The 16,779-nt window shown below is 74.4% G+C and carries 17 protein-coding genes; 5 read left to right on the forward strand and 12 right to left on the reverse strand.

The window, feature by feature from the left end:
- Nucleotides 1-17: 17 nt before the first annotated feature.
- The 5 genes from LG634_RS09750 to LG634_RS09770 form a co-directional block, all read right to left on the reverse strand.
- The gene (locus LG634_RS09750) at nucleotides 18-983 is read right to left on the reverse strand and encodes a transporter substrate-binding domain-containing protein (RefSeq protein ID WP_226733286.1); all 966 of its coding nucleotides are present in this window, start codon (nucleotides 981-983) and stop codon (nucleotides 18-20) included.
- The gene (locus LG634_RS09755; RefSeq protein WP_226733287.1) at nucleotides 980-2,311 is read right to left on the reverse strand and encodes a methylaspartate mutase; all 1,332 of its coding nucleotides are present in this window, start codon (nucleotides 2,309-2,311) and stop codon (nucleotides 980-982) included. The genes LG634_RS09750 and LG634_RS09755 overlap by 4 nt, the downstream gene beginning before the upstream one ends.
- Nucleotides 2,308-2,790, reverse strand: coding sequence for a cobalamin B12-binding domain-containing protein (locus LG634_RS09760; RefSeq protein ID WP_226733288.1), 483 nt, complete (start codon nucleotides 2,788-2,790; stop codon nucleotides 2,308-2,310). Before LG634_RS09760 ends, LG634_RS09755 begins: the two co-directional genes overlap by 4 nt.
- Before the next feature lie 213 nt (nucleotides 2,791-3,003).
- On the reverse strand, nucleotides 3,004-3,909 hold the full coding sequence (locus LG634_RS09765; RefSeq protein WP_226733289.1) for a LysR family transcriptional regulator: 906 nt from the start codon (nucleotides 3,907-3,909) through the stop codon (nucleotides 3,004-3,006).
- A 57-nt stretch (nucleotides 3,910-3,966) separates the two neighbouring features.
- On the reverse strand, nucleotides 3,967-4,158 hold the full coding sequence (locus tag LG634_RS09770) for a hypothetical protein (protein ID WP_226733290.1): 192 nt from the start codon (nucleotides 4,156-4,158) through the stop codon (nucleotides 3,967-3,969).
- 374 nt (nucleotides 4,159-4,532) lie between these two features.
- Between LG634_RS09770 and LG634_RS09775 the strand changes: the two genes are divergently transcribed.
- The gene (locus LG634_RS09775) at nucleotides 4,533-5,525 is read left to right on the forward strand and encodes a helix-turn-helix transcriptional regulator (RefSeq protein WP_226733291.1); all 993 of its coding nucleotides are present in this window, start codon (nucleotides 4,533-4,535) and stop codon (nucleotides 5,523-5,525) included.
- Between the two features lie 55 nt (nucleotides 5,526-5,580).
- Here the strand turns inward: LG634_RS09775 and LG634_RS09780 are convergent, their stop codons facing one another.
- Together LG634_RS09780 and LG634_RS09785 are read right to left on the reverse strand one after the other, a co-directional pair.
- Nucleotides 5,581-7,035, reverse strand: coding sequence for a penicillin-binding transpeptidase domain-containing protein (locus tag LG634_RS09780; protein ID WP_226733292.1), 1,455 nt, complete (start codon nucleotides 7,033-7,035; stop codon nucleotides 5,581-5,583).
- Nucleotides 7,032-8,411 (reverse strand): FtsW/RodA/SpoVE family cell cycle protein, encoded by a 1,380-nt coding sequence (locus LG634_RS09785; RefSeq protein ID WP_372482400.1) that lies wholly within the window; start codon nucleotides 8,409-8,411, stop codon nucleotides 7,032-7,034. The genes LG634_RS09780 and LG634_RS09785 overlap by 4 nt, the downstream gene beginning before the upstream one ends.
- Nucleotides 8,412-8,530: 119 nt before the next feature.
- Between LG634_RS09785 and LG634_RS09790 the strand changes: the two genes are divergently transcribed.
- Complete coding sequence (locus LG634_RS09790) at nucleotides 8,531-8,944, forward strand: DUF6325 family protein (protein WP_226733293.1); 414 nt, start codon at nucleotides 8,531-8,533, stop codon at nucleotides 8,942-8,944.
- Nucleotides 8,944-9,264, forward strand: a complete 321-nt coding sequence (locus LG634_RS09795) for a hypothetical protein (RefSeq protein ID WP_226733294.1) — start codon at nucleotides 8,944-8,946, stop codon at nucleotides 9,262-9,264. Before LG634_RS09790 ends, LG634_RS09795 begins: the two co-directional genes overlap by 1 nt.
- A 269-nt stretch (nucleotides 9,265-9,533) precedes the next feature.
- On the opposite strand, the gene LG634_RS09800 is transcribed toward LG634_RS09795, so the two are convergent.
- The 3 genes from LG634_RS09800 to LG634_RS09810 all read right to left on the reverse strand — a co-directional run bounded on the left by LG634_RS09800 (nucleotide 9,534) and on the right by LG634_RS09810 (nucleotide 12,393).
- A complete protein-coding gene (locus LG634_RS09800; RefSeq protein WP_226733295.1) occupies nucleotides 9,534-10,796 on the reverse strand; it encodes a histidine kinase dimerization/phospho-acceptor domain-containing protein in 1,263 nt (420 codons plus the stop codon).
- Nucleotides 10,793-11,563: a hypothetical protein gene (locus tag LG634_RS09805; RefSeq protein ID WP_226733296.1), complete on the reverse strand. Its 771-nt coding sequence runs from the start codon at nucleotides 11,561-11,563 to the stop codon at nucleotides 10,793-10,795. Before LG634_RS09805 ends, LG634_RS09800 begins: the two co-directional genes overlap by 4 nt.
- A 224-nt stretch (nucleotides 11,564-11,787) precedes the next feature.
- A complete protein-coding gene (locus LG634_RS09810) occupies nucleotides 11,788-12,393 on the reverse strand; it encodes a hypothetical protein (protein ID WP_226733297.1) in 606 nt (201 codons plus the stop codon).
- A 484-nt stretch (nucleotides 12,394-12,877) separates the two neighbouring features.
- Here LG634_RS09810 and LG634_RS09815 point away from each other — a divergent pair, with 484 nt between their 5' ends.
- Nucleotides 12,878-13,669: a nuclease-related domain-containing protein gene (locus LG634_RS09815; RefSeq protein ID WP_226733298.1), complete on the forward strand. Its 792-nt coding sequence runs from the start codon at nucleotides 12,878-12,880 to the stop codon at nucleotides 13,667-13,669.
- Between the two features lie 27 nt (nucleotides 13,670-13,696).
- Here the strand turns inward: LG634_RS09815 and LG634_RS09820 are convergent, their stop codons facing one another.
- A complete protein-coding gene (locus LG634_RS09820; protein ID WP_226733385.1) occupies nucleotides 13,697-14,578 on the reverse strand; it encodes an ATP-dependent DNA ligase in 882 nt (293 codons plus the stop codon).
- Nucleotides 14,578-15,486, reverse strand: coding sequence for a non-homologous end-joining DNA ligase (gene ligD / locus LG634_RS09825; RefSeq protein WP_226733299.1), 909 nt, complete (start codon nucleotides 15,484-15,486; stop codon nucleotides 14,578-14,580). Before ligD ends, LG634_RS09820 begins: the two co-directional genes overlap by 1 nt.
- A 60-nt stretch (nucleotides 15,487-15,546) precedes the next feature.
- Between ligD and ku the strand changes: the two genes are divergently transcribed.
- Complete coding sequence (gene ku, locus LG634_RS09830) at nucleotides 15,547-16,740, forward strand: non-homologous end joining protein Ku (RefSeq protein WP_226733300.1); 1,194 nt, start codon at nucleotides 15,547-15,549, stop codon at nucleotides 16,738-16,740.
- Nucleotides 16,741-16,779: the final 39 nt, after the last annotated feature.

The following is a 16,779-nucleotide window of genomic DNA, read 5'->3' on the forward strand; positions in this document are numbered from 1 at the left end:
TTCAGAGGGACGGAGGCTCAGTGCAGGGGGACGGCGTAGTGCAGTCCGCCCCGGGTCCACAGCTCGTTGAGGCCGCGCGGCACGCCGAGTCCGGAGGCCGCGCCGAGGTTGCGCTCGTAGACGTCGGCGTACGTGCCGGTCGCCGCCAGCACCCGGGCCGCCCACGCGGTGTCCAGGCCCAGCGCCGGACCGTGCCGGCCGGCCAGCAGGGCGGCCTCGGCGAGCGCCTCCTCGCGGCGGCCGGGGCCGGCCTCGTCCACCTGGTACTCGGCTGCGACCAGCAGGTTCTGCACCCAGCGGACCAGCCGGAACCAGTGCGGGTCGTCGGCCCGCACGGCCGCGGCCATCGGCTCGCGGGAGATCGCGGTGCCGAGGATCCGGTGCGCCTGCGGGTCCGGCAGCGAGGCCCGCTCGCCGGCCAGCGCCGTGCGGTCGAGCACGTACGCCGTGCACGCGCCGGAGGCGTAACCGGCCAGGGTCGCCGCCGGGGTGGGGAACTCGACCGGCGTCACCGACAGTCCGCGGGAGCCGTACCAGGCGGCGAGGTTCGCGGCGCTCGTCGTGCCGCTCTGCACCGCCACCCGGTGCCCGTCGAGCTGCTCCGGGTGCTCGATGCCGCTGTCGTCGCGGACCAGGAAGCCCTCGCCGTCGTAGCAGGTCACCCCGGTGAACAGGACCGGCCCGCCGGTGTCGCGGCCCATCGTCCACGTCACGTTGGCGACGGTCAGCTCGGCGGTGCCCGCGGACAGCGGCTCAAGCCGGTCCGCCGGGTCGGACGGCAGCCACTCCACCGCCTCCGGGTCGCCCACGGCGGCCGCGGCCACGGCCCGTGCGATGTCGGTGTCCAGTCCGGTCCACCGGCCGTCCGCGCCGCGCAGGGACAGGCCCCGGATGCCCCGGCTGACGACGGCGCGCAGCGCGCCGCGTCCGCGGACGGCGTCGAGGGTGGGGGTGGTGGCCGGAGCCTCGGTCGCAAGGGTCACGTCAGGCTCCAGGAGGGCACGCGGGTCAGCTGTTCACGGTCGAAGCGGCGCTCGTTGTAGCCGAGCATGTCGAGCAGTCCCTGTGCGGACAGCGGCCGGCGGCCGGCCAGGTCCTGCGGCGGGAGCGGCATCGCACCGGGCTTGGCCCAGCGGAGCAGGCCGCGCGGGTCCACGTACGCCCGGGACTTGTTGGCGTTGTCGCGGTGCAGGCAGAACGGCACGTCGAGGTGGCCCCGGGCGAACGCCCGGACCAGCGCCGAACCCACCGTGTCGCCGAGCTCCAGGGTGCTCTCGACGAGCATCCGGGCCTCCTCGTACAGGCCGGTGCTCGTGGGCAGTTCGGGCTTGCCGAAGCGCGCCTCGTCGTCGGCGACGGCTGCGGCGAACTCCAGCGCGTCGACGTTCTCGGCGACCGTCGGGATGCGGAACGCCTCCGCGGGCGTCTTCACGATCAGCCGCTCGGTGCCGCTGCGGACCGCGAGCCGGGCGCTCTCCTCCAGGATCCGGAAGGAGCCGACCGGGGTGCGCGGGTAGACGCCCATGTACGTGTAGAGCACGACGTGCCAGTCGATGCCGGGCAGCCGCTCCCCGGCGAGCCGGCGCAGCGCGGCGAGCGCCTCCAGGTCCTGGCCGGCGTGCGTCTGCTGGGCGTAGCTGAGCGAGATGCTGGTCAGCCCGTGCTCGGCGAAGAACAGCGACTCCAGCACGCTGAGCGCGACGAGCAGGCTCGGCGGGCAGAGCTGGCCGAGCATGCAGCCGCCGAAGCTCTCCAGGTGCATCTGGTCGTCCTGCGCGGCCAGCAGGTCGCAGCAGCGGGACCAGGCGTCGACGGCCTCGGTCAGCGGCGCCCGGCTGTACGGCAGGCAGTAGGAGACCGGCCCGCCCTCGGTGGCGTCGATGCCGGCCTCGACCATCGCCTCGAACAGCGGGTACGGCAGTGCCGAGCCGTGCCGGACCTGGAGCGGGAACTCCGGGCCGGTCACCCCGTCGAGCATGCCGGTGGTGGCCTGGGGGCCGTGGGCGACGAGCGGGAAGCCGTTGAGGTCGGCGCCCGTGCGCAGGGCCTCGCGGGCCGAGTCGTGGTCGTTGACGCGGGTGTAGCTGTCCAGGGTCACGGTGCCGACGGAGGCGGCGTTCGCGCCGCGGACGGCGAGCAGGCCCTCGCGCATCACCGGGATGCGGGAGAAGCCCATGCGGGGCTGGACGACGAGCTGCCCGGCGTCCTTGGCGCGGTGGACGAAGGCGGAGAAGCGGTTGCGGCGGACCGGCGCGGGGGAGGCGGCGTCGCGGACGGCGGCGGGCGCCGGGACGGTGGCTGCGGGGGTCATGCCACGGCCTCCTGCATCTCCAGGGCGGGCCGGGCGGCCGGGCCCAGCCGGCGGGTCGGGCCGATGCCGCGCAGGAACTCGTCGAAACTGCTGAGGGCGCCCTCGGATTCGAAGACGCCGTCGAACCCGCCCTCGGCGAGCTTCTCGATGAACTCGACGTTTTCCGCACCGCGGACGCCGAGCTTTCCGCCGATGACGACGCGGAGGTCCTGGAGATCGGGCTCGCTGCGGATCTTTCGGATGAGGCGGAGGCCGTCGAGGTGGCCGTGGCCGTTCACGGTGCTGAGCACCAGGACGTCCGGCCGGACTTCCCGGCATTCGTCGATGATGACCTGGTCGGGAACGCACGCGCCGAGGTTGGTGACCTCGCCGCCGTTTTCTTCGAGCAGGAGCTGGAGAAACACCAGGTTCCACATGTGGGCATCGGAGGAAACGCTGGAAACTATGAATCGTTTCGCCGGCCGCGTGATTTCTTGCATGGATATCTCCGCAACTCTCCGCAATGTGAAGGTGGGGTCTGCCGAAATCCTGTCCGGTGGGACAGTTGTGCGTCCAGCCGGTCTGCGCGGAGTAGCTGATGCGGAATATCGCGATGTCCGATGGAGAAACCGCCCGGGCGCGCGCGGGGCACGGCCCGGGCGGTGCGGGGACGGCATACGGGGCCCCCGGGTGACCGGCGGCCCGCGAAGGGATCAGACGGCCGTCGGCTCGTACTCCACCGCCATGGACTCGATGGTGCGGTCGATGAACAGGCGCATCTCGCGGGTCGCCTGACGGCCGCGCCGCCACGCCAGCTGGGTGAACACCTCGAACGGCGGCTCCCACGCCAGGACGGCGAACTCCCCGGCGGCGATCTCCTCGGCCACCGTCATGGTGGGCAGCAGGCTCACCCCGAGGCCGGCGGCCAGACCGCGCTTGATGGACTCGATGTTGCCGAACTCCAGGAACGGCACCGGCTCGCCCGAGCCGTCGTTCAGCTCGGCCTCGAACAGCTCCCGGTAGGCGCACCCGGCCTCGGGCGCCAGCACCTGGCACTCGCGCAGCTGGTCGAGGTCCACCTTGGACTCGGCGGCCAGCGGGTGCTGCGGCGAGGCCACCACCACCAGCGGCTCCGAGCCGAGCACCTCGCTCTGCACACCCGGGTGCCGGGTCTCGGCCTCCATCAGGAAGCCCATGTCGAACGTGCCCTGGCGCAGCGAGTGCAGGGTCTCCGCGCACAGGCTCGGCCGCAGCACCAACTGGAGCTGCGGGTAACGGTGGTGGAAGAACTCCAGCACCGGCGGCATCCGGTACGAGGTGATGCTCTCCATGGTGCCGATGGTGAGCAGGCCGGCGGGCTCGCCGTCCCCGGTGACCCTGCCGCGCGCCTCACCCGCCAGGGACAGCATCTGCTCGGCGTACGGGAGGAAGCGCTGACCCGCCTGCGTCAGCTGGATCTTGCCCGCGAGCCGCTCGAAGAGCTCGACGCCGAGGGAGGTTTCGAGGCTCTTGATCTGCGCGGTCACGCTCGACTGGGCGTACTTCAGTTCGGTTGCCGCGCGCGTGAAGCTCAGCAGCGTCGCGACCTTGTGGAAGGTGGTCAATTGCCTGATGTCCATGGGGACTCCCGACGGTGTCGTAAGGCGGTTCTTTGCAGAGCGGCGAGCCGGCGCGGCTCACTGCCAGGTCCAGTCCTCCGGGGTCGAGGACGGCGTGGGGGTGGGCGCGGCAGCCGGGGCCTCGGCCACGCCGGTGGTGGCGACGGGCACGGAGGCGGGGGAGGCCGCCGCCACGGCCGGGATGGCGAGAGCGGTGCCGGCCAGGAGAGTGGCGACGGCGACCGTGAGGCCGAGGCTGCTGGAAAGCATGGGAAATTCCTCCGGTGTTTCGATGAGGGGTGTGGACCGGCAATCCAGCGGCCGATGGCCGAAACTCGCGTGCCTCATGCGCGGTGAGGCAGGTTTCAGGCCGGGGGACCGGCTGGATTCGCTCCCGGAGCGGCGGTGCTCCGACAGGCTCAAGCCTTCCTCCACCGAGGCTCCAGGGAAAGGGAGATAGGTTGGACGGATCCGTCCCAGGACCAACGTGTCCAGCACCAGAGAGGGCGAACTGGTAATTCCGTTTTACCGGCGTCGTCCGCCTGCGCCCGCGCTGACCTGGGCACATCTTGCTGAGCCATTGCTCAGCCGGTTACGATCTCCGCCGCGCGGTGCCGGGGCGGGCGGGAGTTGAGGGGGATGCCTTGCTTGAGTCGCTCGGACTGGACCACAGTACGGAGGCGGCATATCGGGCGATGCTCACGTTTCCGCGGCACGGTGTCGACGAACTCGGCGAGTGGCTGGGGGTGTCTGCCGAGGCCGTTCGGGCGGCCCAGGGCACCTTGGCCGGTTTGGGACTGGTCACCGAGTCCTTCGAGAAACCGGGTCATCTGCGCGCCGTGAGCCCCGAGCTCGGACTGGAGACCCTGCTCGCCCGCCAGTCGGCGGAACTGGCCGCCCACCAGCACCGCCTGGAACTCTCCCGCGCCGCCGCGGCGAAGCTCATCTCCGAGTACGCGGGCCGCTCCGAAGTCGCCAACTCGGGCATCGAGCACCTGATCGGCCTCGACCGGATCCGCGAGCGGCTCAAGGAACTCCACCACGGCATCCGCCACGAGGTGATGTCCTTCGCGCCCGACGGTGCCCAGACCGAGGACGCGCTCAAGTCCTCCCGGCCCCTCGGCGAGGCCATGATCCGGCGCGGGGTCCGGATGCGCACGGTCTACCTGGACTCCGTACGCAACAGCCCGCCCACGGTCGCCCACGCGGACTTCCTGACCGGTCTCGGCGGCCAGGTCCGCACCGTGCCCGCACTGCCGACCCGCATGCTGATCGCCGACCGCGAGCTCGCCGTCCTCCCCATCGACAGCGAGGACACCGCCGCCGGTGCGGTCGTCCTGACCGGCGAGGGGACGCTCACGGCGCTCTGCGCACTGTTCGAGAGCGTGTGGGACACGGCGCAGCCGCTGGGCGACGTCCGCCAGAAGGACGACAACGGCCTCAACAGCCAGGAGGCGATGACCCTCCGGCTGCTGGCCCAGGGCCACACGGACGAGGCGATCGCCAAACGGCTGGGCGTCTCCCACCGCACGGCCCGCCGCATAGCCACCCAGCTGATGGAGCGCCTCGACGCGCGGAGCCGCTTCGAAGCGGGCGTCCGCGCCGTTCAGATCGGCTGGCTCCCCTCACAGCCCTGACCCCGCGGGGCCCGGGGCGGAGCCCCGAGTCTTCGAGGCGCGCCGCCCCGCAGGGTCAGCGGAGGGCCGCCTGCAGGACCGCGCGGGCGATCGGAGCCGCACTGCCGCCACCGCTGATCGCGCCGCGGTCCGCCGCCGCGTCCTCGACGACGACCGCCACCGCCACCGCCGGCTGAGCCGCCCCCGCGGCCCGGGCCCAGGCGATGAACCACGCGTACGGCGTCCCCGCGTTGCCGAGCCCGTGCTGAGCCGTACCCGTCTTGCCCCCCACCTCCACCCCCGGCAGCGCCGCATTGCGCCCCGTCCCGTCCTCCACCACCTGCACCATCAGCCGCTGCAGCCGCAGCGCCGTCGCCGGGTTCATCGCCCGCCCCAGGCTCCGCCGGAACGTGCGCCGGACCGGCCCGCCGTCGTCCTCGGTGGTCCGCTCCACCAGGTACGGGTACGGCAGTTCGCCGCCGTTGGCGACGGCCGCGGCGACCATCGCCATCTGGAGCGGTGTGGCCTTCGTGTTGAACTGCCCGATCGAGGACAGCGCCAGCTGATCGGCGCTCATGTCGGTGTCGAAGCCGGACCGCGACACCCACGACGGCACCCGCAGCCCCGCATCGTTGAAGCCGAACCGTTCCGCCGCCGCCACCATCCCGCGCAGCCCGACCCGCACCCCGATCTTCGCCATCACCGTGTTGCACGACCACCGGACCGCCTCGGCCATCGACGCGTCCTCGCAGCCCTTCGCCGCGTTCGGGAGCGCCGTACGGGTGCCGGGCAGCAGGTAGGGGTCCGGGGTGTCGGTCGGCGCGTCCACGTCCGTCACCACCCCGGCGTCCAGCGCCGCCGCAGCCGTCACGATCTTGAACGTGGAGCCCGGCGGATACGTCTCCCGCAGCGCCCGGTTCAGCATCGGCTTCGCCGGGTCCGCGTTCAGCCGCGCCCAGGCCGCCCGCACCGCGGCGCCGGTCCCCGACAGCTCCGCCGGGTCGTACGAAGGACTGCTGACCAGCGCCAGGATCCTGCCGGAGGCGGGCTCCAGCGCGGCCACCGCGCCGCGCCGCCCGGCCAGCCCGGCGTACGCGGCCCGCTGCACCGAAGCCCGTACGGTGGTCGCCGCGTTCCCGCCCGGCGGCCGGCGGCGCAGGACGTCGTTCCACAGCGGGATCAGCGACAGCCCCGGGTCGGTGCCCGACAGCACGGCGTCCTCGGCGCGTTCGACGAAGCTCGTCCCGTACACCTGCGAGGCGAAGCCGGTCACGGGCGCGTACAGCGGCCCGTTGCGGTACGTGCGCTCGAAGCGCAGCAGCTGGCCGCTGTCCCGGGAACCGGTCACCGGCGCGCCGTCGACGAGGATGTCCCCGCGCGGCTTGGCGTACCGGGCGATGCTCGCCCGCTTGTTGGCCGGGTTGCCGTCCAGCGCCCCCGCCTCCGTCACCTGCACCCGTACGGCGTTCACCCACAGGGCGGCCAGCAGCAGCGCGCAGAACCCCGCCGACCAGCGGATGTAACGGATCACGGGACGGCCTCCGGCGCCGGTCCGGCCGGGCCGCCCGGCTCCGGCCGGCCGGCGCAGTCGCTGAGCCGGATCAGCAGGGCGACGATGATCCAGTTGGTGACGACGGACGAACCGCCCTGCGCCAGGAACGGCATCGCCATGCCGGTCAGCGGGATCAGCCCGGTCACCCCGCCGGCGATCACGAACACCTGGAGCGCCACGATCGACGCCAGCCCGGTCGCCAGCAGCCGCCCGAACGGGTCACGCAGCGCCAGCCCGGCCGCGAACCCGCGCGCCACCACCAGCCCGTACAGCAGCAGGATCGCGGTCAGGCCGGCCAGCCCCAGCTCCTCGCCGGCGGTCGCGAGGATGAAGTCCGACTTGGCGGCGAACCCGATGAGGGCCGAGTGGCCGAGCCCCAGTCCGGTGCCGAGGAACCCGCCCGCGCCGAAGGCGAACAGCGACTGCGCCAGCTGGCCGGGCCCGCGGCCCTCTTCGATCGAGGCGAAAGGATTCAGCCAGTCCTCGACCCGCCCGTGCACGTGCGGCTCGAAGGCGGCGACCGCGTACGCCCCCAGCCCCGCGAGCAGCAGCCCCACCGCGATCCAGCCGATCCGGCCGGTGGCCACGAACAGCATCACCACGAACAGCCCGAAGAACAGCAGCGAGGTCCCCAGGTCCCGTTCCAGCACCAGGACCCCCACGCTGAGCAGCCAGATCGTCAGGATCGGCGCCAGCACCCGGCCCGGCAGCAGCCTCAGCCGGCCGAGCACCGGACGGCCGGTGAGGGCGAGCGCAGTGCGGTTCGCCGCCAGGTAGGCGGCGAAGAACAGCGCCAGCAGCACCTTCGCGAACTCCCCGGGCTGGAACGACAGCCCGCCCACCCGCACCCAGATGTGCGCCCCGTTGACCGGCGGGAACAGGACCGGCGCCAGCATCAGCAGCAGGGCCGCCGCCGCCGAGACGTACGCGTACCGCTGGAGCACCCGGTGGTCGCGCATCAGCACCACGACCGCGGTGAACAGCAGCAGCCCGAGCGCCGACCACACCAGCTGCGCGCCGGCCGCCGGCCGGCCCGGGGCGGCCGCGTCCAGCCGGGCGATCAGCACCAGGCCGAGCCCGTTCAGCAGCACCGCGATCGGCAGCAGCAGCGGATCGGCGTACGGGGCGCGCAGTCGTACGGCCAGATGCGCGAGCAGGGCCGCGGTGCCGAGCGCGAGGGCGTACCGGCCGGTGTCCTGCGGGAGCCTGCCGTGGACGGCCAGGCCGGAGCAGACGTAGCCGAGGAGCACGGTGGCCACGGCTCCGGCGAGGAGCGCGAGTTCGGCGCCGCGCCGCCGGGGCGGTCGCGCGGCGGGCGGCGCGGGCTCGGCGGCCTGTGCCGTCAATGCGGTCATATGCGCAACGTAGCAAGCGTCCGGAGCTTATGCCCCTTAATGTCTGGTCATGTCATAGTGTGCTGCCGAGTGCGCATTCTGTGTTGAAGAAACGTCAGAACAGGACAGGGAGCCGCCGTATGGGGCCCGTGGAGTTCATCGTCTTCGCCTTTCCGGAAGAGCAGCTGAGGGTCCAGGCGGTCTCCGCGGTCCTGGGGCTGCGCAAGACGGGGAACGTCCGGCTCATCGACGCGCTGGTCGTCGCCAGGACGGCCGGCGGGGAGGTGCGGGCGGCCGAGCTCGACGAGTTCCACGAGCTGCGCGGGCTGCTCGCCGGGCGGGAGGCGGAGCCGCTGATCGGCCCCGAGGACGTCGAGGAGTCGGCCACCCTGCTGGACCGCGGCAGCTGCGCACTCCTCGTCCTGGTCGAACACGTCTGGGCGGAGGACGCGGCGACGGCGGTACGGGCGGCCGGCGGGCGCATCGCCGGCTCCGTCCGCATCCCCGCGGACCGCCTCGCCGAAGTCCGCGCCGCGAAAGGACCGGCCTCCTGATGTTCATCCGCCCCGTCGCCCCGGAATCCCGCCCCGCACCCCGCCCGCGGGGGAACCCGCTGCTGAGGGGGCTGCTGACGAGCGGGGTGTACGTGTGGGACGCCGCGAGGGCTCCCGAGGGGGCGGGGGAGGACATGGTGTGGGGCACGGCCGCCGACGAGCCGCCCCCTCCTTCCCCTCCTTCCCCTCCTTCCCCTCCGGCCCCGGCGGAGTCCGGCCTGGCAGCCGAACTCCGGGCCCTGGCCGCCCTGGCCGCCGAAGGCGTCCTCACCCCTGAGGAATTCACCGCCGCCAAACACCTCCTCCTGACGCGCCCCTGACCCCGCCGCGCCTCAGAAACCGGGGCTCCGCCCCGCACCCCGCGCCTCAAACGCCGGCGAGGCTGGAACTGCCCGGCAGTACCCAACCCGGACGCCGATCCCCAGCGCGGGCAACCCCCGACCCGCTGGAAAAGTCCGAGCCGGGGGAAACCCGGCCCGTCCGGCGTTTGAGGACCGGGGGACGGGGCGGAGCCCCGAATCCTCGAGCCCCGCCGGCGATCGAGGCGCGGGGTCCGGGGCGGGGCCCGGTTCGGGAAGGGGCCGCAGGGTCACGGGGACGGGTCGGCCACGACGTGCGGCAGGGTCAGGACGGCGAGCGCACCCCCACCCTCCGCCCCGCGGAACACCAGCCCCGCCCCGATGACCTCCGCCTGCCCCACCGCGATCGTCAGCCCCAGCCCGTGCCCCTTGGTCCCCGCCCCCGCCTCGGTACGGAACCGCTGCGGCCCGTGCGCCACCAGGTACTCCGGATACCCGTCCCCGTGATCCCGCACGGACACCACCGGCCCGTCGACCGTCACCACCACCGGCCCCCGCCCGTGCTTGTGCGCGTTCGCCACCAGATTCCCCAGCACCCGCTCCAGCCGCCGCCGGTCGGTCTCCACGTACACGTCCCGCACCACCGACACCTCCGTCGGCCGGCCGGAGGCCCGTACCGCCCGCTCGACCAGCGGACCCAGCCGGTGCAGGTCCCACTCCACCCGCTCGGTCCCCGAGTCCAGCCGCGAGATCTCCAGCAGGTCCTCCGTCAGCTGCCGCATCGTCCGCACCCGTTCCCGGACCATCTCCGTCGGCCGCCCCTCCGGCAGCAGCTCGGCCGCCGCCGACAACCCCGTCAGCGGGGTCCGCAGCTCGTGCGCCACGTCCGCCGTGAACCGCTGCTCGCTCAGCAGCTTCGCCTGGAGCGTGGCCGCCATCGAGTCCAGCGCGCCCGCGACCGTCGTCACCTCGTCCGGATGCCGCCGCGGATCCCGGGCCCGCGGGTCGTCCACCCGCGCGTCCAGATCGCCCTGCCCGATCCGCCGCGCCACCAGGGCCGTCTGGTGCAGCCGCCGGGTGATCCGGGTGACGGCGAACGCGCCGACCAGTAGCGTCAGCCCGATCGCCAGCACCGACGAGCCGATGATCGCCTTGTCGAGGCCGTTGATCGTCTTCGCGCTCTGGCTGTAGTCGACGGTCGTTGCCAGCGCCCGGCCGTCCGCCGGCGTCGCCGCCCACATCGTCGGTACGCCGTCCAGCATCGCCACCGCCGTACCCCGGCGGCCGTCCACGGCCAGCGCCCGCAGCGACGGCGGCAGACCCGGCGGGTCGATCCCGGACCCGGGCGGCAGCGGGTCGCCCGCCTCGTACGCCCGCGCCGTGTCCGTCAGCTTCGACAGCGCCTTCTCGCGCGAGGCCTGCACCGTCTGCCGGGTCACCTCGACGTGCACGAGCGCCCCGAGCACGGCCGCCAGCGTGCAGCACATGACCACGATGAAGCACGCGGACTTCCACGTCAGCGTCGCCGTCCAGGCCGGCAGCCGGAACCTCATCGCGAGCCCGCCGGAGACGGAGACGGCGCCGGGGCCGCGGCCCGGGACGGGCCGGGCGTCCCGTACAGCGGCGTGCCCCCGCCGCCCGCCCGCGGCCCGGCCTGCGGGATCCGCAGGATCTGGTCCCGAGTGATCAGCATCGACCGCTGCTTGGGGTCCCACGACCAGGCGATGTTCCACTCGTAACCGGGATTGCCGCCCGGCACCCGCAGGATGATGTCCCGCCCGGCCAGCTCCACGGCGATCACCGACTCGATCGTGCCCATGATCCGGTTCAGCCGCCCGTCCGGGTCCGCGGTGTAGGCGCGTACGGCGAGCTGCCGGTCGGGCAGTTCGATGCCGAGGACCAGCTCCTCACGGCCGTTGCCGGTCAGGTCCCGGTAGTACGGCTTGAGCACCGGGCAGCCCGGTTCCCCGGCGGCCTTGCAGCGGCCGATCCGCGCGACCACCTCGTCCGGCAGCCAGTCCGGCCCGGTCGTCGTCCCGGCGGTCGCCCGCTGCTCGGCGCGGACCACGGCCAGCGGGTCCACCTGGCGGACGTTCTGCCGCACCACCCGCGGGATGCCCGTGACGTACTCCGGCGGGCTCCCGGCCGGGTCGGCGGGCGCCACCGTGGCGCCCCTGCGCTCCGGCCACAGGTGCACCGGGCCGCTCGCGACCGGGGTGGGGCCGGCGCTCTCCAGCCGCCCCGTGCCCCCGCAGCCGGCGGCCGTCAGGGTGACGGACGCCAACAGGGCCGCGACCCCGGCGGTACGACGCAGCTCCACGCTCCTGTCCGCCCTCCCTGTGACCGGCACCTGTCTCCGACCACCTTATGCGCATGATTCGGATGAAAGTCCTTTTTACTCACCTTGGTGCGGGGCGGTGCGCCGGTGCGCCGGTGCGCCGGGGCGGCGGCCCGGGGCCGGGAGCCGGGGCCGGGAGCCGGGGCGCGCCGACGCGGACGGCCCGGTGCGGGCAGCCTTCGCTCAGGCCGCCGTACGCCCACGCCTCAGGCCGCCGTACGCCCGCGCCGCAGCATCGCGAAGCCGAGCCCCGCCGCACCGGCGGCGGCCATCCCGCCGCCCGCCGCGAGCAGCACCACGCCGCCGCCCGGCCGGTCCGCGATCGCGTCGAGCCGCAGCGCGCCGACGGTGCCGGCGGGCTGCGCCCGCACCTCGCCGGACCCGGCCGCCACGGTCCGGCGCGCCGTCTTGTAACCGTCGTCCGCCACGGGCGCACCGGCCGCACCGGCCGTGTTCACCCAGGACGACAGCCGCCCGTCCGCACCCAGCGCCACGTGCAGCCCGTCCGCACCGCCGTACCCGGCGCTCGCCGCGCGGCCGGACGCCGTGGACAGCGTCGACCGGGTGGCCCCGCCCGCCACGATGTCCGCCTCGTACGCCGCACCCACCCGGTACACGTGCGCGGTGGACCGCCCGTCGGCCAGCGCCAGCGTCTTCACCGGCGTACGCCCGGCCGCCGGGACCTGCCCGGCGGCGGAGGCGGGCCCGGCGGCGGAGGCGGCAGCCGCGGAACCCGCGACGGGAACGCATCCGGCCACCGCGACGACGGCGGCGGCACGGACCAGGGCACGACGGCTGAGCAGGGTGGCCACGGCAGATGTCCTTCGGCAGGGATCAAAGGGGAGAACGGCCACACCGTAGGCCGACGCCGTTGCGGCCGCCCCGCTGCCGTGTAACAGCCGCCCATAGCCCTCCGCGCGGTGTCGTTACACAGCCGTGCGGACCCGTGCCGCGCGTCTTGCCCGCGGCGGGGCCGACTGGTCCCATGGGGCGGGAACGGCTCCGCAGGCGCCGCGGCGGGTACGGAACGAACAGCCGGCAGCCGCCCGGCGCGTCCCGGCCGCATCTCCGCCCCGGACCCCGTCCGGGGCGGAGACCCGGACACCGGCGCCGGCCGGCAGGGGCTGCGCCGGGAGTGGCTGCGCGGGCGGGACGGCGGGTACGGATACGGACCGGGAGCCGCGGCGGCCGCCCGGCGCGGTCCGGGCGCGCCCGGGACCGGAGCGCCCGGCGCACCGGCAGAGGCACCGGCAGAGGCACCGGCACGGCAAGGGCCGCGAGGGGACGGGGGCAGCGATGCGCAGACTACGGGTGACACCGGCCGACCGGGCCGGCCGGCGGTTCGTGACCGGCACCGACGGCCGCACCCTCGCCTGGTACGACCGCGACGCGGGCCGCGTCAGCCTGCTCCGGGACGACGACGCCGAAGCCGTGCTCGCCGCCCTCCGCCCCTACCTCACCGGCAGCTGGACGGTCGGCCCGCCGCCCGTACCCACCGCCGCCGAACTCGCCCGGCTGGCCCTCCACCCCGACGACGACCTCGCCCCCAACCGGCCCGGCGAGCTGCTGCTCGGCGCCCTCGAACACGGCACCGCGGGCGCGCGCACCCGGCTGCGGCTGCGCGCCCACCTCCAGGCCCGGCAGTGTTTCGGGGCCGAGCTCGACACCCTCGAAGGCGCCGGCTGGCGGGTGCTGCACGACGTACTGCTGCCCGGCGGCGCCGTCATCGACCACCTGCTGATCGGCCCCGGTGGGGTGCTGGCCGTACGGACCGCCCCCGCCCGCCGCAAACGCGCCGCGGTCGGCGAACTGCTCCTGACGGTCGGCCGCGCCGAGCCCGTCCCGGACCCCCGGTGGGCCCGCCGGACCGCCGCCCGGGCCGGCCGGGCCCTCGCCACCGAGGTCGCCCCGGCCCTCGCCGTCATCGACGCCACCGAGGTCACGGTGTCCGCCACCCAGCGCGACCTCCGCGTCCTCCGCGAAGGCGCGGCCCCCGCCCTGGCCCGCCTCGCCGCCACCCTGAAGCCCGCCGAGACCGCGACCCTGTACGCGGCGGCCCGCGACCGCCGCACCTGGGCCCACTGCTGACCGGCCCCGGCGCCTGTCCTGGGCGTCCTACACCGGATCGCCCCGGAAGCGCAGCACTTCGGGCGGCGGGTGGCGGGCCGTGGAGTGCCGCACCTCGACCGTGAGCGGCGGGTCGAGCAGGCGGTACGGGACCTCGCCCACACCGATCGCGGTCACCGTGCCGCCCGTACCCGCCGCGCCCGCCCGGCCGGCCGCCTCCGCGAACTCCGCCCGCAGGGCCGCCGACAGCGGGCTGGAGACCACCGGGGTGTCGTCGCCCGGCAGCACCAGCACCAGAGCGGCCGGCCGCCGGGCCGGCCCGGTCCACCCGATCGCCGCCGCGTCCCGGGTGTCGGTGTGCCGCAGCTTCTGCCAGCCCCGCCGGCCCGCCGGGTACGGCTGGTCCAGCCGCTTGATGACCAGCCCCTCGATGCCGCTCGCGGGCAGGGTCTCGTACCAGGTCGCCGCCAGCTCCGGATCGGTGGTCATCGGCACCGGCTGCAGCGGCGGGCCCAGCGGCAGCAGCAGGTCCACGAGCAGCGACCGGCGCCGCTCGTACGGCCGGGACCGCAGGTCGAGCCCGGCCAGGCTGAGCACGTCGAACGCCGCGTACGAGGCCGGCAGGGTCTGCGCCAGCACGGCCGCCCGGGCCGCCGTCGCCGCGGCCCGGCGCTGCACCAGCGCGAAGTCGGTCCGCCCCGCGTGCCACACCACCACCTCGCCGTCGAGCGTGGTCTCCGCCGGCAGCACGCGGGCCGCGGCGGCCAGGTCGGGGAACGCGCTCGTCACGTTCCGCCCCGACCGCGCCTGGAGCACCACGTCGGTCAGCGTCCGGTGCACGACCAGCCGGTGCCCGTCGAACTTCGGCTCGTACGCCAGCCCGTCGCCCCGCGGCAGCACCCGCACCGGCTCGGCCAGCGCCACCCGGATCACGGCCCGCCCCCGGAGACCCCCGCCGGCAGCGCCCGGGCCCGCCCCGGGTCGGCCAGCTCCGCGAACAGGTCGCCGTCCAGCTCCAGCCGGGCCGTCACGTCCGCCGCCAGGAACACCAGCTCGTCCGCCCGGCGGCAGGACGCCACCTCCTCCCACGACACCGGCGCCGACACCGCCGGCAGCGGCCGGGCCCGCAGCGTGTACGGCGCGGCGGTGGTCTTCGCGGCCGCGTTCTGGCTGTGGTCGACGAACACCTTCCCCGGCCGCAGCGCCTTCGCCATCCGGTGCACGACCAGCTGTGGCAGCTCCCGCTCCGCCTCCTGCGCGAGCGCCTTCGCGTACGCCGAGACCTGCGCGGACGGTGTCGGCTCCAGCGGCACCGACAGGTGCATCCCCTTCGACCCGGACGTCTTCGCGAACGCCTCCAGCCCGTCCGCCGCCAGCCGTTCCCGCAGCCACAGCGCCGTCGCACAGCACTCCACGACCGTCGCCGGCGCCCCCGGGTCCAGGTCGAGCACCAGCCGGTCCGCCACCCCCGGCCGCTGCGCCCGCCACTGGTGGACGTGGAACTCCACCACCAGGTTCGCCGCCCACATCAGGCTCGCCAGGTCCCCGACCAGCACCTGCCGCGCCCCCTGGTCCTCGGAGCGCGGCACGGCGGCCGTCTTCACCCAGGCGGGTGTGCCCGGCGGCGGATTCTTCGTGAAGAACGTCTGCCCGCCGGGCCCGTCCGGATAGCGCAGGAAGGACAGCGGCCGCCCGCGCAGGTGCGGCAGCATCGCCCCGGCGACCGTGGCGTAGTAGTGCAGCACCTCGCCCTTGGTGAAGCCGGTCTCCGGATAGAGCACCTTCTCCAGATTGCTGAGCGCGAGGCGACGCCCCTCCACCTGTGTGATCGGCGTCATACGATGAGACTGCCACGGGGGGCGCCAAAGGGCACGAACGGCGCGAAAGGACTCCACGCCGTGCGATCCATCTGGAACGGCGCGATCTCGTTCGGCTTGGTCAGCATCCCGATCAAGCTGGTGAACGCGACCGAAAACCACTCGATCTCCTTCCGCCAGATCCACAAGGCGGACGGCGGCCGCATCCGCTACCGCAAGGTGTGCGAACTGGACGGCGAGGAGCTCGCCACCGCCGACATCGGCAAGGGCTACGAGGAGGCGGACGGAGTCATCGTCCCCCTCACCGACGAGGACCTGGCCGCCCTACCGCTGCCGACCGCCAAGACCATCGAGATCGTGGCCTTCGTCCCGGCCGAGGAGATCGACCCGCTCCAGATGGACGCGGCGTACTACCTGGCGGCGAACGGCATCCCGGCCGCCAAGCCGTACGTCCTGCTGCGCGAGGCGCTCAAACGCAGCCGCAAGGTGGCCATCGCCAAGTTCGCCCTCCGCGGCCGCGAACGGCTCGGCATGCTGCGCGTCGTCGACGACGTCATCGCGATGCACGGCCTGCTGTGGCCGGACGAGATCCGGGTCCCGGAGGGTGTCGCCCCCGAGACCGAGGTGACGGTCCGCGACGCCGAACTCGACCTCGCCGACGCCCTGATGGCGACCCTCGGCACCGTCGACATCAACGACCTCCACGACGACTACCGCACCGCCGTCGAGGCCCTCATCGCGTCGAAGTCGGAGGGCGCGGCCCCGGCCCCGGCCGCCGAGGCGGACGCCGGCGCCCAGGTGATCGACCTGATGGCGGCCCTGGAACGGAGCGTGCGCGAGGCGAAGGAGGCGCGCGGCGAGGGCGCCGGGCAGGCCGGGCAGGCCGGGAAGACCGGGCAGGCCGGCGGCAGTGCGAAGGAGGGGCCGGCCGCCGAGGTCACCCCGCTGCGCCGGCCGGCGACGCCCAAGCCGGTGGGCGGCAAGAAGTCCACGGCGGCGACCGCGAAGAAGACGCCGGCCGCCGCGGTGAAGACCGCTGCCAAGACGGCCGCGAAGAGCACGGCGAAGAAGACGGCCGCCCCACGGAAGTCCACGGCCAAGACGGCCGCGAAGAAGACGGCGACGACGGCCAAGGCGGCGACGACGGCGAAGGCGGCCGCCAAGAAGACGGCGGCGGCGAAGTCCACGGCCTCGAAATCCGCGAAGACGGCCGCGGGCACGACGGCCGAGGGTACGAAGAAGACGGCCGCGCGGCGGGGACGGGCGTCGGCCTGATCCTGCGGCCTGCGATGGCGGATGGTGGATGGCGGCAGG

Source organism: Streptomyces bambusae (genome assembly GCF_020532645.1).
Lineage (GTDB): Bacteria > Actinomycetota > Actinomycetes > Streptomycetales > Streptomycetaceae > Streptomyces > Streptomyces bambusae.